11 protein-coding genes, 1 tRNA gene and 1 pseudogene are annotated in these 13,837 nt (G+C 67.7%); 10 read left to right on the top strand and 3 right to left on the bottom strand.

What is annotated here, in order from left to right; translation table 11 throughout:
• Positions 1-129: 129 nt before the first annotated feature.
• Positions 130-915 carry a DeoR/GlpR family DNA-binding transcription regulator gene (locus ABD333_RS22255; RefSeq protein WP_344543723.1) on the bottom strand — a complete coding sequence of 262 codons (786 nt, stop codon included), beginning with the start codon at positions 913-915 and terminating at the stop codon, positions 130-132.
• Positions 916-1,057: 142 nt separating this feature from the next.
• Between ABD333_RS22255 and ABD333_RS22250 the strand changes: the two genes are divergently transcribed.
• The 10 genes from ABD333_RS22250 (at position 1,058) to ABD333_RS22205 (ending at position 11,665) form a co-directional block, all read left to right on the top strand.
• Positions 1,058-1,978, top strand: a complete 921-nt coding sequence (locus ABD333_RS22250) for an SIS domain-containing protein (RefSeq protein ID WP_344543721.1) — start codon at positions 1,058-1,060, stop codon at positions 1,976-1,978.
• A gap of 7 nt (positions 1,979-1,985) precedes the next feature.
• Complete coding sequence (gene nagA / locus ABD333_RS22245; protein WP_344543719.1) at positions 1,986-3,359, top strand: N-acetylglucosamine-6-phosphate deacetylase; 1,374 nt, start codon at positions 1,986-1,988, stop codon at positions 3,357-3,359.
• The gene (locus ABD333_RS22240) at positions 3,356-4,261 is read left to right on the top strand and encodes a 1-phosphofructokinase family hexose kinase (RefSeq protein WP_344543717.1); all 906 of its coding nucleotides are present in this window, start codon (positions 3,356-3,358) and stop codon (positions 4,259-4,261) included. The genes nagA and ABD333_RS22240 overlap by 4 nt, the downstream gene beginning before the upstream one ends.
• Before the next feature lie 236 nt (positions 4,262-4,497).
• Positions 4,498-5,334 (top strand): class II fructose-bisphosphate aldolase, encoded by an 837-nt coding sequence (locus ABD333_RS22235; RefSeq protein WP_344543715.1) that lies wholly within the window; start codon positions 4,498-4,500, stop codon positions 5,332-5,334.
• Positions 5,335-5,454: 120 nt separating this feature from the next.
• On the top strand, positions 5,455-6,093 hold the full coding sequence (locus ABD333_RS22230) for a GNAT family N-acetyltransferase (RefSeq protein ID WP_344543713.1): 639 nt from the start codon (positions 5,455-5,457) through the stop codon (positions 6,091-6,093).
• Between the two features lie 229 nt (positions 6,094-6,322).
• A complete protein-coding gene (gene sepX, locus ABD333_RS22225) occupies positions 6,323-6,889 on the top strand; it encodes a divisome protein SepX/GlpR (protein ID WP_344543711.1) in 567 nt (188 codons plus the stop codon).
• Positions 6,890-6,943: 54 nt separating this feature from the next.
• Positions 6,944-7,017 (top strand) — tRNA-Ala (locus ABD333_RS22220).
• A gap of 1,162 nt (positions 7,018-8,179) precedes the next feature.
• Complete coding sequence (locus ABD333_RS22215) at positions 8,180-8,593, top strand: hypothetical protein (RefSeq protein WP_344543709.1); 414 nt, start codon at positions 8,180-8,182, stop codon at positions 8,591-8,593.
• Positions 8,594-8,679: 86 nt separating this feature from the next.
• Complete coding sequence (locus ABD333_RS22210; RefSeq protein ID WP_344543707.1) at positions 8,680-9,345, top strand: ABC transporter ATP-binding protein; 666 nt, start codon at positions 8,680-8,682, stop codon at positions 9,343-9,345.
• A gap of 55 nt (positions 9,346-9,400) precedes the next feature.
• The gene (locus ABD333_RS22205) at positions 9,401-11,665 is read left to right on the top strand and encodes an FtsX-like permease family protein (RefSeq protein ID WP_344543706.1); all 2,265 of its coding nucleotides are present in this window, start codon (positions 9,401-9,403) and stop codon (positions 11,663-11,665) included.
• Between the two features lie 455 nt (positions 11,666-12,120).
• Here the strand turns inward: ABD333_RS22205 and ABD333_RS22200 are convergent.
• Positions 12,121-12,526, bottom strand: a pseudogene (locus ABD333_RS22200) (helix-turn-helix domain-containing protein); the annotation flags it as partial.
• 118 nt (positions 12,527-12,644) lie between these two features.
• Positions 12,645-13,814, bottom strand: coding sequence for a hypothetical protein (locus ABD333_RS22195; protein WP_344543704.1), 1,170 nt, complete (start codon positions 13,812-13,814; stop codon positions 12,645-12,647).
• Positions 13,815-13,837: the final 23 nt, after the last annotated feature.

Genomic DNA, 13,837 nt, shown 5'->3' with positions numbered 1-13,837 from the left:
GTGCGGCATCAACCGGCTCAAACGCCACCGCGCCATGGCCACCCGATACGAAAAGCTCGCCGTCCGCTACCAGGCAACACTCCACGTCGCCGCCATCAACGAATGGCTACACGCACTTCGAAACACGGCCTAGGTGCGGATCACCTTCACGCCCGCTTCGGTGAAGGCGTCCACGGCGGACTGGGAGACGGTGCTGTCGGTCACGAGGACGTCGATCCTGGCGGTGTCGCAGATCTTGGCGAACGCGCGGCGGCCGACCTTGGAGCCGTCGGCGACCACGATGATCTGGTCCGCGCGTTCGGCCATGATCCGGTTGATGTCGGCCTCGCCCTCGTTGTGGCAGGTGGCGCCGTGGTCGACGGCCACGCCGTACACGCCGAGGATCGCCACGTCCAGGGTGACATGATCGAAGATGCCGGTGGCCAGCGGGCCGGTGAGCTCGTACGACTGGGGCCGCGGCACCCCACCGGTCAGCACGATCTTGACGTGCGGGCGGACGGCCAGTTCGTTGCCGATGTTGAGGGCGTTGGTCACGATCGTGATGCCCGGCATGGCGCCGTCGGCGTGCAGGTCGGCGCGCCTGGCAAGGACGCGCGCCACCTCGGAGGTCGTGGTGCCCCCGTTCAGGCCGATGACCGACCCGGGCTTGGCCAGCTCGGCCGTGGCGGCCGCGATGCGCTGCTTCTCTGAGGCGTGGCGTGCGCTCTTGTAACGCAGCGGCAGGTCGTAGCTCACGCTCTGGGCGACGGCGCCGCCGCGGGTACGGGTGAGCATCTGCTGCTGCGCGAGCTGGTCGAAGTCGCGGCGGATGGTCGCGGCGGAGACCCCCATCCGGGAGGCGGTCTCCTCGACCGTCAGCTGGCCGGCGTCGGCGAGCAGTTCGAGCAGCGCGTTCCAGCGCTCGTGGCGGGTCACTCGCGCTCCCTTCGTGCGGCGTTCGCGCATCCACGTGCATGGCGGCGCACGTACGGCGGGTGGCGTCCAAGAGTCTATCCGTGCACGCATCTGTTCTTTTCTGCGTGTTGTTGCTATAAAACAAGCATTAACGATCATTTGTATGCAGGTCCTGTGCGAGGAGGCGAACGTGGCGGACGTTCACACCGAGGCTGAGATCGCCAGCCAGCCGGAGTGCTGGCGGCGCGCCGCCGCGGCGGACGCGGACCTTTCGGCGGTGCTCCCGCGGCCGGGCGAACGGGTGGCGGTCGTCGGCTGTGGAACGTCGTGGTTCGTCGCGCAGGCGTACGCGGCGCTGCGCGAGGCGTCGGGGCAGGGGGAGACCGACGCGTTCGCCGCTTCCGAGACGCCCTTGGATCGGAGGTACGACCGGCTGCTGGCCCTCACCCGTTCCGGGACCACGACCGAAGTGCTGGACGTGCTCGCGCGGGTCCGGGGGCGGATCCCGACGGCCGCGATCACCGCCGATCCGGACACGCCCGTGATGGCGGCCGCCGACCAGATCGCGGTGCTCGACTACGCCGACGAGCGTTCTGTCGTTCAGACCCGCTTCGCGACCACCCAGCTCGTCCTGCTGCGGGCGAGTCTCGGCCAGGACCTCGCCGGGACGATCGCGGACGCCGAACGTGCCGTCACCGAGCCGCTGCCCGCCGGGGCCGAGGTGGCCGAGCAGTTCACGTTCCTTGGCCGTGGCTGGACCACCGGGCTCGCCCACGAGGCGGCGCTCAAGATGCGGGAAGCCGCCGGAGCCTGGACCGAGTCGTATCCCGCCATGGAATACCGGCACGGTCCGATCAGCATCACCGGGCCGGGCCGCGTCGTCTGGATGTTCGGCACGCCTCCGGAGGGGCTGGCCGACCAGGTCGCGGGGGTCGGCGGAACTATGATCGTGAGTGACCTGGACCCGCTGGCCGACCTGATCCGCGTACAGCGGCTCGCCGTGGAGATCGCCCGGAACCGCGGGCTGGACCCCGACACCCCGCGCAACCTGACCCGGTCGGTCATCCTCGACGCCGAGGTGTGAACCTGCCATGACCGTCCTCGCCAACGCCCGCCTCGTCCTTCCGAACGCCGTCCAGCACGGTTGGCTGCGCATCGACGCCGGCCGGATCACCGCTCTCGGCCCAGGCGCCCCCGACGCCGACGCGTCCGCCACCGGCTCACGCCCGGACACCAACGGCTCGGGCTCGGACACGACCGGGCATGGCACGGGCGCCGGCGGCACGGTATCCGGCGTCTCTGGGCCAGGCTCGGACGCCAACGGGTCTGGCGCGGGCGTCTCTGGGTCGGGATCGGGCGCCCACGAGCCAGGAACAGGCGCCACCGCCCCGGTAACGGGCGCCACCGCCCCGGGAACCCGCGCCGCGGCTCAGGGCATGGCCGGCGCTGACGCCGAGATCGTGGATCTCGGCGGGCGGTACGTGGTGCCCGGATTCGTCGATATGCACATGCACGGCGGCGCGGGCCACTCGTACCAGCGCGGCCGGGCCGACGATGCGCGGCAGATCGTGGAGTTCCACCGCGCCCACGGCACGACGACGCTGACGGCGGGGCTGGTCACCGGCAGCGCGGACGAGTTGCTGAACGCGGTGTCGGGACTGGCCGAACTGGCCGCCGACGGCCTCATCGCGGGCATCCACCTGGAAGGCCCGTACATCGCGCGGAACCGGTGCGGCGCGCACGAGCCCACGCTGCTGCGCGATCCCGACGCCGCCGAGTTCCGGCGGCTGGTCAAGGCGGGCGGCGGCCACGTCCGCATGATCACGCTCGCGCCCGAGCTGCCCGGCGGCCTGGATCTCGTACGGGCCGCCGTGGACGAGGGCGTCGTCGCCGCCGTCGGGCACACGGACGGCACCGCGGCGCAGGTCAGGGAGGCGTTCGACGCGGGCGCGCGGGTCGCCACCCATCTGTTCAACGCGATGCGGCCGCTGCACCACCGTGAGGGCGGGCCCATCGTCGCCGCGCTGAACGACCCGCGGGTCACCGTCGAACTGATCAACGACGGCGTGCACATCGACACCGAGGTCGCGCGCCTCACGTTCAACGCCGCGGGCGCCGACCGCGTCGCGCTCATCACCGACGCGATGGCCGCGACCGGGATGGGCGACGGCTCGTACACCCTCGGCGTGATGGACGTCGAGGTCAAGGACGGCCGCGCCGTTCTCGCGGGTGGCACGTCCATCGCGGGCAGCACGATCACGATGGCCGACGGGTTCCGCCGTGCCGTCACGGTCGTGGGCTTGCCGATCGAGGACGCAGCCCGTTCGGCCGCGCTGGTCCCGGCCCGCGCGCTCGGCCTGGACGACCGCATCGGCTCGCTCGCACCCGGCAAGGAGGCCGACCTCGTCGTGCTCAACGACGACCTGGAGGTCGAGAGGGTCATGAAGGGCGGTCGCTGGACGTGATCCTCACGGTGACCCTCAACGCGGCGCTGGACGTCACGTACGAGACGCCCAGCGTGGAGTGGGGCGGCTCCAACCGAGTGGGCACCGTTAGGCAACGGGCGGGAGGCAAGGGCGTCAACGTGGCGCGGGTTGCCGCCGCCCTGGGTTCTGCTGTGGTGGCGACCGGGCTTGTAGGCGGCGTGACCGGGGACCTCGTCCTGGCTGACCTCGACGATGCCGGGCTGCGGCACGACTTCGTCGTAGTGGGCGGGACGTCCCGCCGTACGCTCACCGTAGTCGAGACGTCCAACGGCGCGGCCACGGTATTGAACGAGCCTGGGCCAGCGGTAACCGCCGACGAGTGGCAGGCCTTTCGTGAGCGCTACGGAAGGCTCCAGTCGCAAGCGGACGTCGTGGTGGTCTCCGGGAGCCTCCCGCCGGGCGTTCCCGCCGACGCCTACGCCACGTTGATCACCGACTCGCCGGTCCCCGTGATCTTGGACGCGGACGGGGAGACGCTGGCGTTCGGCGTCCAAGGCGGCCCCGCACTCGTGAAACCCAACGCCGACGAACTGGCGAGGGCCACAGGGAAGACCTCGGTGATCGAGGGCGCGCGGGCCCTCCAGTCCAAGGGCGCACAGGCCGTTCTGGTGTCGCTGGGGCCCGGAGGCCTAGTGGCGGTGACAGCCGAGGGCTGCTGGCGCGCCGTACCGCCCGAGCCGGTGAACGGCAACCCAACCGGAGCCGGGGACGCAGCCGTAGCCGCGGCTGCACGTGCCCTACTCGCCGGCGACGCCTGGCCAGACCTCCTGCGCAACGCGGTAGCACTGTCAGCGGCAGCCGTACACGCCCCCGTAGCAGGCGACTTCGACGCCGCCGCCTACACCCGCCTAACCAAAGAGGTAACCGTCACCCCGCTCTAACCCACCTGCAAGAGACCACCCCACCACCCACAACAGACAGCCCCACCGCCTGCGCGTCCCGGCCGTACCGCCTGCATGACAACACCCCAATCGCCTGCAGGAGATCGGCCCACCACCTGCAGGAGACCCTGCCCCCCGCCTGCATGACAACGCCGCACCGCCTAGACGAGACCACTCACCCGCAACAGACCGCTCCGCGCACAACTCGCTTCCGCGTAGCCCCCCCAAGGAGATCCATGCCTCTCGTAGCTGCTGGAGAGATCATTGGCCCTGCTGTGGCCGGTCGGCGCGGCGTTGGTGCGTTCAACGTCATCCAGCTTGAGCATGCGGCGGCCATCGTGGCCGGGGCCGAGGCCGCGGGTGCGCCGGTCATCCTTCAGATCAGCGAGAACTGCGTCCGCTACCACGGCGCGGCCGCGCCGATCTTTGCCGCCTCGCTCATGCTGGCGCGCCGCGCGGCCGTCCCGGTGGCCGTTCATCTCGATCACGCGACCTCGGCCGATCTTGTGCGGGAGGCCGTGGGGCTGGGCGCGGGATCGGTGATGTTCGACGCCTCCACGCTGCCGTACGAGCAGAACGTGGAGGCCACCGCCGACATCGCCGCCTGGTGCCACCAGCGCGACGTCTGGGTGGAGGCGGAGCTGGGCGAGGTGGGCGGCAAGGACGGCGTGCACGCCACCGGCGCCCGTACCAAACCCGGTGAGGCGGCCGCCTACGTGGCCGCGACCGGCGTGGACGCCCTGGCCGTCGCCGTCGGCAGTTCCCACGCCATGCTCACCCGCGATGCGGTCCTCGACCTCGACCTGATCGCCGAGCTGCGCGCCGCCGTTCCGGTGCCGCTCGTCCTGCACGGCTCCTCCGGCGTCCCCGACGCCATCCTGACCGCCGCGGTCGAACGGGGCATGACGAAGATCAACATTGCCACGCAGCTGAACAAGGTGTTCACAGCCGAGGTGCGGACGGCCCTCGCCGCCGCCCCCGAACTCGTGGACCCCCGCAAATACCTGGCCCCCGGCCGGACGGCGATCGCGCGGGAGGTGGGCCGTCTGCTGGCCGTGCTCCGTGCCGCATGACACGTTTTTTCCGGGTCTGCCGGCGCATCATCGGGTCAGGAGGCCCCGGACCTGCGCTCCGGCTGAGTTGTCGGCGACAATTGATGGCGTCCGGATACTTCACCAGGGAATCATGGAGCCGTGGAACGACTGCGCGGATGGCCGGTCACCTTGACCGAGGGCCCGGTCGGGCTGCGCCCGCTGCGGCACCGGGACGCAGCCGTCTGGCGCGAACTCCGGGTACGGAACGCCGAATGGCTCCGGCCGTGGGAGCCGACGAACCCCGAGACCCCGCTGTTTCGCAGCGGTCTGGGCCCTTACCTCAGCATGGTCCACACCATGCGCCGCGAGGCGCGGCAAGGCCTCGCGCTGCCCTGGGTGGTGACGCACGAGGGCAAGTTCGCCGGCCAGCTGACCGTCGGCGCCGTGGTCTGGGGGTCCGCCCGTTCGGCCCAGATCGGCTACTGGGTGGACCGCAAGGTCGCAGGCCGCGGCGTCATCCCGACCGCCGTCGCCCTCGCCGTCGACCACTGTTTCTTCACGGTCGGGCTCCACCGAGTCGAGGCGAATATTCGCCCCGAGAACACCGCCAGCCGCCGGGTGGTCGAAAAACTGGGATTCCGCGAAGAGGGAATTCGGCGCCGTCATCTTCACATCGACGGCGCCTGGCGCGATCACATCTGCTACGCCCTCACGGTCGAGGACGTGCCGGGTGGCCTGCGCTCACGCTGGCTGGCGAGCACCAAGCAGGCATTTCCGCGCTCGTCCTCGTCCCCCTGACACTTGGGTCCGCGCTGACTTTCGAGTTTGTGCGGATGGTAAGAATCCTGCGATCGAGAAGAGTCGGCAAACAGAGAGTAACCGCGAGATCGATCTCGCGACACACCGCCCCTTATGCTCGTCAACATCTAACAGTGACTCGTACCGTGCGGGTCGTGGCCCTGCTCCCAATGCACGTGCGCGCGCCGAAAGTCGGCCCGCCTCTTAAGCGTGCCCTGGTGGTGGGCCGGTGAGCAGCACCGTTCTCTACCTGGCCATCGTCGCCGTGTGGGCCGTCGTCCTCGTCCCCATGTGGCTCCGCCGTGACACCGAGGCGACCGGGCTCTCCAAGCTCCTCCACAAGAAGGCCGACGACACCCAGGAGCTCACGCTCGAGGAGCCCACCCTCGACGACGCCGAGGAGACCCTCGACGAGGACACCGACACGGCCCCGGCCCCCCGCCGCCGCCCCGGCCGCGCCGCCGTGATCGCCAGGCGCCGCCGCCGCACCACGGGCCTCCTCCTGCTCACGGTGACCTCGATCATCGTGATCGCCACCGGCCTGGTCCCCTGGTGGGTCTCCGTACCGCCCGTTCTCCTCCTGGCCGGCCACCTCTCCCTCCTCCGCGTCGCCGTGCGCATGGACGTCGCCCAGCACCGCGCCGAAGCCCAGGAACGCGCCCGTATCCGCGCCGAGGCCCGCCGCGCCGCCGCCGAAGCCGCCGCCGAGGACGCCGAGGTGATCGAACTCGTCCCCCACGTCGAGGAAGAGGTCTTCGACCAGTACGCCGACGACCGCCGAGTGGTCGGCGGCTGACCGAATACCGATGCGCGAACCACCCCCGATGTTTGCTAACCTTGCGGAGTCCTTGGGGCTGTAGCGCAGTCCGGTAGCGCACCTCGTTCGCATCGAGGGGGTCAGGGGTTCAAATCCCCTCAGCTCCACCCAGACACCCAGGTCAGAGGCCTGATCGGAAGATCATTCGATCAGGCCTTGATCGTTTGTCATCAAGATGTCATCAGGATTCGGCGGCACCAGATGCCACCGACACCAACTGAGCCGCTCCCAGTAACTCCTGTACCGGCCTCAGTCACAGACCCGTGGCGGCGCGCGACGGCATCCGCAGTGATCTCACTGTGCGATGTGATACGTCATGCGAGCCGATCTCAGCGGCCGACTATGACTGGCTGCTGCCGCCCAAATGGATGAGGTCGCTGGATGACCTGGCCTGTGTAGCGGCTGGCTCGAAAACAAGTTCTTCAGGCTGGCACGCCGCGTATGGGCAGAGGATTTGCTCGGGTCCACTGACCGGGGAAGTCCTTTCTTCGCAAGCCTCGCGTGTCGGGAGGCGCTGATGTTTTCGGCCATCCATGGTGCGGCGCTGATGTGGCCGGTCCGACGGAGATGCTCGCTGGTGGACGAACACGCGGACGATGCGCTCGTTCCCTGCGACCGGCAAGCGCCAGGACTCGGGCGGCGGTCCTCAGTGCACCGCGGGCAGGGGTTGGGGTGGTATGTGGCCGTCCGGGGGTCGGGGCTCGACCATGACGGCACGGACTCCGTCGCGGCGTTGCCCCTGGTCATCAAGGCATCGGACCGCCACCATGCCGTCGGTTGAGGCTGGTTGTGCAACAAACTCATCCGCCAGCCCATCACCACATGGCCGGCAACAGCCGTCACGACAGCCCATGAGCGGCGAATGTCTACCAGCGGGTCGAGGCATCGATCACCCCACGCCGTCTTGATCCTGGCCCGCGCCTGGACCCGCGTGATCTGGCGCTGCTGGCTTGACAGCATCCCTGCGTCCCCGCCAGAACAACGGGTCGCAGCGGCCAGCAGCAAACGTGGTGCTGCTTGACGTTGCCACAGAGGGCGTCGTGGGCGGGCAGATCCGTGCTTGGTCGGGTAGCCGTAAGGGCTCTCAGCCAACCTCACCGCTCAACCGGGTAGACCCCCGTGGGCAACCGAAATCTACTCACCTGACGCACCGGAAATGGGAGCGGATTGGCGGCCATTGCATGACTTGACAGATTGTCTTGACCACCTCCACAACAGACGCAAAGATCTAGACCGCACCCCGCGCAGTCCCTCGGCCAATGGAGGATCATGTTCGGCACGAAGAGTGCGTTGACGGTCGCGGCGCTCGCCTCTGGGGTGGTCTTGCTCTCCGCCTCCGGTGCGCATGCGGAGGTCTGGAATGACAAGCGCGACACCACCGGTGCCTGGGCGCACTGTTGGGTCTCGACCGCGAACGGTAAGGTGCGGGACCAGTACGCCTATATCAGCTGTTACCTCAAGGACACCAAGGCCGACCGCAATCGTGTCTATGTCGCCTGGTGGCAGGATGGTTTTGGGGGCATTCACCTCGAGAACAAGAAGGGCGCGGGTAAGACGATCACTGTGAGGGACGGCCGCTACAACCGACACGGCGCCTTCGTCAACCTCAAGTGGAAGGTCTGCCGTGACAGGCCTGGACGTCCTGACAACTGTTCCAGCAGGGTGACCCACAAGACACGCTGAGTAGGCCCAAGCGTGGAAGGTGCTGTTCCGAGGGCGGTGTGCGCCGTCCTCGGACGCCCTTCGGGGACGGGGAAGGAATGGCAACGATGCTCGAGGCTCGAGAGGTCGGGCTCTCGTTTGGCCAGGACACGGCGTTGGTCGGGGCGTCGTTGGCCGTTCGCGAAGGCGAATCCGTCGCGATCAAAGGACCAAGCGGTTCGGGAAAATCTTCGCTATTGCACTGCCTGGCCGGAATCCTGCGACCTTCCTCGGGAAGCGTGTGGTTCCGGGGGCGTCGCATCGATGACCTGCCTGACGAGGAGTCCAGCGAGCTTCGCAGAACCGCCTTCGGCTTCGTTCTCCAGTTCGGTGACTTGGTTCCCGAACTGACCTTGGTGGAGAACGTCTCGTTGCCGCTGGTGTTCGGTGGGATACGGCGACGGGAGGCCGAGGCCCAAGCCTTGAACCTGCTGGACACCTTGAGCATCGCAGACCTCGCCCGGCGTCGGCCGGCCGAGGTCTCTGGCGGGCAGATGCAGCGGACCGCGATCGCCCGGGCCCTGGTCCACAAGCCCGCTGTTGTTTTCGCCGACGAGCCAACTGGTGCTTTGGACTCCGAATCGGCCGAGCGGGTACTGGTGTTGCTGATAGATGCCGTCAAGCGGCACGGGAGCAGCCTTGTCGTGGTGACCCACGATTCCGAGGTCGCGGCGTCGGCGGACCGGATCGTGGAAGTGCGCGACGGTATGATCGGGTCGGCGACGGATGGTTGAGCTTGGGATCGGAGTCCGGCTCGCGCTTCGTTCCGGTCTTCGTGACCGTATTCGCTTGGCGCTGACGACTTTCGGCGTGGGACTTGGCGTGTTGCTGCTCCTTCTAGTCGCGAGCCTCCCGCAGGCGCTTGAGGCACGTGTGGGACGCATCGCCGACCGCAGCCCCCGGCTGGACCAGTCGCAGGCCACGCTTTGGATGGCCGAGAGTACCGACTACTGGCGCAGCAAGGTCATCAAGCGTGAGTTGGTGGCGACCTCATCGGGCAAGTTGCGCGTACCCGGTGTCCAGCGATTTCCCGCCCCGGGTCAGGCCGTGCTCTCGCCCGCACTCGCGCGGCTGGTACGAGACAATCCCGGCAGTGACCTCGCCGCCCGCTATGGGCCGATCAGTGGCATCGTCGCAGCAGACGGGCTGGCAGGTCCGGAGGAACTAATCGCGTATGTCGGCGCAACACGCGCCCAAGTAGCCCAGGCTCGGGACGAGGAGATGCCCGTGGCCGGCTTTGGCCAAGCGCCGGAGACTGTGCGTGACGAGGCGCACTCATCGGGAACCAGCGCCTATGTCCTGGCGGTCAGCGCTCTGCTGGCGGCCATGCTGATCGTTCTGCTGGCCACCTGCGCGCGCATGTCGGCACTGGCCAGGGACCGGAGAGTGGCGGCGATGCGGCTGGTCGGCGCCTCGGCCGCCCAGACACGCAAGGTGCTCGCAGGTGAGGCCCTCGTCGCGGCGGTTGTGGGAACCGTGCTGGGGATCGGTGCCTACCTCGTGCTGCGGCCTTGGGCGAGCGGTATCGGGCTTGGCGGGATCAGCTGGTACGACGGTGATTTCTGGCCCGGGGTCTATGGCCCGGTGATCGTGCTCGGCGTGCCGATTCTGAGCGTGATGGTCGCCACGACGGCGGCCCGGCGGGCCATAGGTTCTCCGCTGGCCGTACGTCGTGCCGCCACGACCCGGCTGGCCACTGTACCGAGACTGATGCTGTTTGGAGCCGGAGTTGCCCTCCAGGTGCCTGCGCTCCGCCCCCGCGAAGGCCAAGATTGGCTCGCGCGGCAATTCGTTGATCTGATCGCGCTGCTGGGTGCTGTGGTCACGGTGTTGGCCTTTCCGCTCGTCTTGCCAGCGTTGATCAGGGTCGTCGCGCGTGCCTTGAGTCTGGTCCGTCCCGTCGCCGCCCGGCTCGGTGCGCGAAGGCTTGAACATGAGCCGACCGCTGCCTCCCGGGTCGTCGGCAGCGTCGGGCTCGCCGTAGTGGTCCTCGGGGTGGCCCAGACGTTCGGCGCGGCGGTCGCCCTTGCCAACACCAACTTCGCCAACGCAACAGGCGTACAGCGATCATGGCTGCGGGTAGAGGGAGCCGGGCCGCAGGGCGCCATCAAGGTCCCCGGCGTGCGGATGGCCACCCGCCTCACCGAGGTGTACATCGAGCGGCCTGAGGCTGCTGCGCTCGGTAAAGGTCTGGAGAGTGCACTGGTGGCCGACTGCCGGGCCCTCCCTCTTCTGGGCCTCTCCGCTCACGACTGCGGTCTGCAACATGCCGTTGTCGTGAACCGGTCACAGGGATTGGGCGAGTTCTGCGACGACAACGGGTGCCGCACGATCCCCAGATTGGGGCAAGGGCAGCGGGTGCGTCTGTCTGTCGACAAGAGCCCCGCCACCGCCACGATCATCACACCGTCCAACAGCCGTAACGCAACTCCCCCTGCATCCCTCTTCTCCCCGGAGAACACGATCCTGTTCCTGTCGCCGGACTATCCGGGGATCGCCCCGCTGATGCGGGCAGCTGAAAGTCGGCAGAAGCCTGTGACCCTCGTGGAAACAGACGGGCGTTCCGAAACCGAACAGCACGTTCGGCAGGCCGTTCTCCGCGACGAGCCCGCAGCTCAGGTGACCAGTGTGGACAGCGCCAACCGCGAGCAGGTCCTGTCGACCGACCCACAGCGAGCGGTGCTGTCGGCAGGTGCCGTCCTAGGGCTTCTCGTCGCAGCCTTCGCGCTCGTGGCGGCCGGGATCGATGCCGGCTGGGAACGGCGCAAAGGCGTCATGATGATGGCCACTGCTGGCGCACCCCTGGTCCTGCTTCGCCGGGCACACCTTTGGTTCCTTCTGGTCCCGCTCGGGATCAGCACCGTGCTGTCACTCGGTGTGGCCCTGTTGAACGCTGCCGCGTACGGCGGGCTCGACCACGTGACAGAACTCCTGTCGTGGTCGCTACCGATCGCGGCCGTGGCGGTGGCGGTGACGGCAGCCCTGGTGATCGTGATTTCCGCACGCTGCTTGATCGCCTCCTTCGACCGATCGGAAATACCACGCTCTGAATAGCAGATCGCCGGGTCCACTCATCATGCTCCGAGGTGAAGAAAGCTTCACTGGCGCCGGAGTTAGTGCCTCAGAATCCACGCCTGTGGACGAAACACCGGCCGCGACGAGCAGGAACCAGTCAAGGAACATCTCATCCAGCTTTGGTCGGCGAAGAGGGGAATTGTGGCACGCTATCCGTTCGGCGGCGGTCGTCAATGTGCTCAATGAACGTTGTGATAAGCGGGCTAACCATAAGACTCTGGCAAATCGCACAACGTTCATCCATTCGTTGGTCGAATGATCAGGAGTATCGCCCGTCGGCCAAAGGCCATGCAATGTCAGTAAACCCACAGTGGGCCAGCAGGAGGTGCAGTGGACTACGCGTAAGACGCGTGCATGTGCGGTGCAAGTTGGCCGCAAGAAGCCCTCCGTAGAGTAGCGCGAGCGAAATGGCCTTATGCATTCGCATCAGGTCCGCCAGGGGAGCCGTGCTCGTAGCGGCGGATCGGGTGGCCGGTGGCTCGGTCCAGATGGGCCAGGGGCGGGCAGCCGCAGCGGCGCAAGACCCGGTACACCGTGGAAGCCGGCAGGCCTAGCTGGGCGGCGATCCACGTCGGCCCGAGCCGGTGGGTGATGCGGACCTTGACGATCCGGCGCTCGGTCGGTTTGGGTGTGCGAGCGAGGCAGTGATGCGGTCGGCTGGAGCGATCGGCCATGCCCGCGATGCTCAGCTGCCGGTATCGGTCAGGCCCACCGTTTGACCGTGGTGGGAACCACCTGGGACCGCTCGGCGGGCCGCTGCAGCGACCAGCCATCGTCAACGACGCACCGGGCCAGCCACAGCCGACCCGTCTCAGTCAACGGCGCATTACGGTGGGGCACGAGGACCTCCTGTGGCGTGAAGTGGCTGTTTGGTACCCTCACAGCGCGCCAGGAGGTCCTCCCTGTTATCAAGCTCATCCAGCCATGTCGCCGTTACCAACGTCCATGGTTAGTAAACCTAGAAGTAGGCGAAGGAGGCGATTCTGGCGGTGACCGGGGAGCTACTGGAGTTGAGGATGGCGATTTTGCCGTCGGCGCCGAGTTTGGCGGGGATGAAGCCACGGTAGAGCAGGTCAGGCAGGATGGAGACCGCGTGTGTGACCGCCGCGGGGGTCCCAGAGGGGAAGATCCGCAAGGCTCCGCTTCGGCCTACAGTAAAGATGGAGATTGCTACTGCGGACACTCCGTTGGCCGGTATGCCGCCCTTGCCTAGCGGCGTCAGTATGTGTGTGCCTTGCGCTGGGATCGTGATGTATCCGGTTAGGTTGGCCGGCTGCAGGGTTTTGATCGTCTGAGCTGCGGCGTCTGTTTCGGACGTGGTGAAATAGCCTGCCGCATCGACATCGACTGTCACCGCCGCAGAGCCGGCATTGCTGATGATCACCTTGCCGTCGGCGCCGAGCTGGGCGAATACGTGGTTCTGGTGGTATTGGTTCTGGCCGTAGTCGAGATTGGTGTCGCCCGGTCTGGGCTGGCCGGACGGATGAACGGTGAGCTTGCCTTTGGTGGCGCTCTTAGCTGTGATGGTGAACGCCGCGTGCGATACCCCGGTGGTGGGAATGCCTGCCTGGCCCAGTGGCGCCAGAGTGTAGCTGGCGTTCGCGGGCACGTTCACCCGCCCTATCCGGGCGGGCTTGAGCGGCACGAATCTCGTCCCTGCGGTCGCGCCAGCCGTTCTTAGCGTGTAGCCGTGCACATCGGCGTAGACAAGCACTCTTGCCGCGTTGGGATTGGTGATCTTCAAATGGCCGTCCGGCCCGACCTTCGCGATCACCAGGTTCTGCGCGTAGAAGCTGGAGTTGTAGGCGGTGGCGGCTGCTTCGGAATCGGCGCTGCCTGATGGAGACACGACAAGCTCGCCGTTGCTTTCCCTGCCGGGTTCACTGGCCGCTGCGATATTGAGGGCGACCGAGTCCACCCCCGTCGCCGGCACTCCCCCGACTCCCGCGACCTTGAACGTGATGCTTTCGTTCAGTGCGGGAATCCATACCTTGTCGAGGACTCGTATCCTTGCCGAGTAGAACTGACCCGCTGTGGCCACCGGGCTGGTCGGTTGTCGCAGTGGGTCGTGCGTCTCCAGCGCCACCGCGGGGAGCGGCGCATAGACCGTGGCCAGAGCGATGCCCATGACCAGTAGCAGCGTTGGAAGGC

Origin of the sequence: Actinomadura fulvescens (assembly GCF_039533225.1) — a bacterium.
Classification (GTDB): Bacteria; Actinomycetota; Actinomycetes; order Streptosporangiales; family Streptosporangiaceae; genus Spirillospora; species Spirillospora fulvescens.
This window is presented reverse-complemented; position numbering and strand designations above follow the sequence as displayed.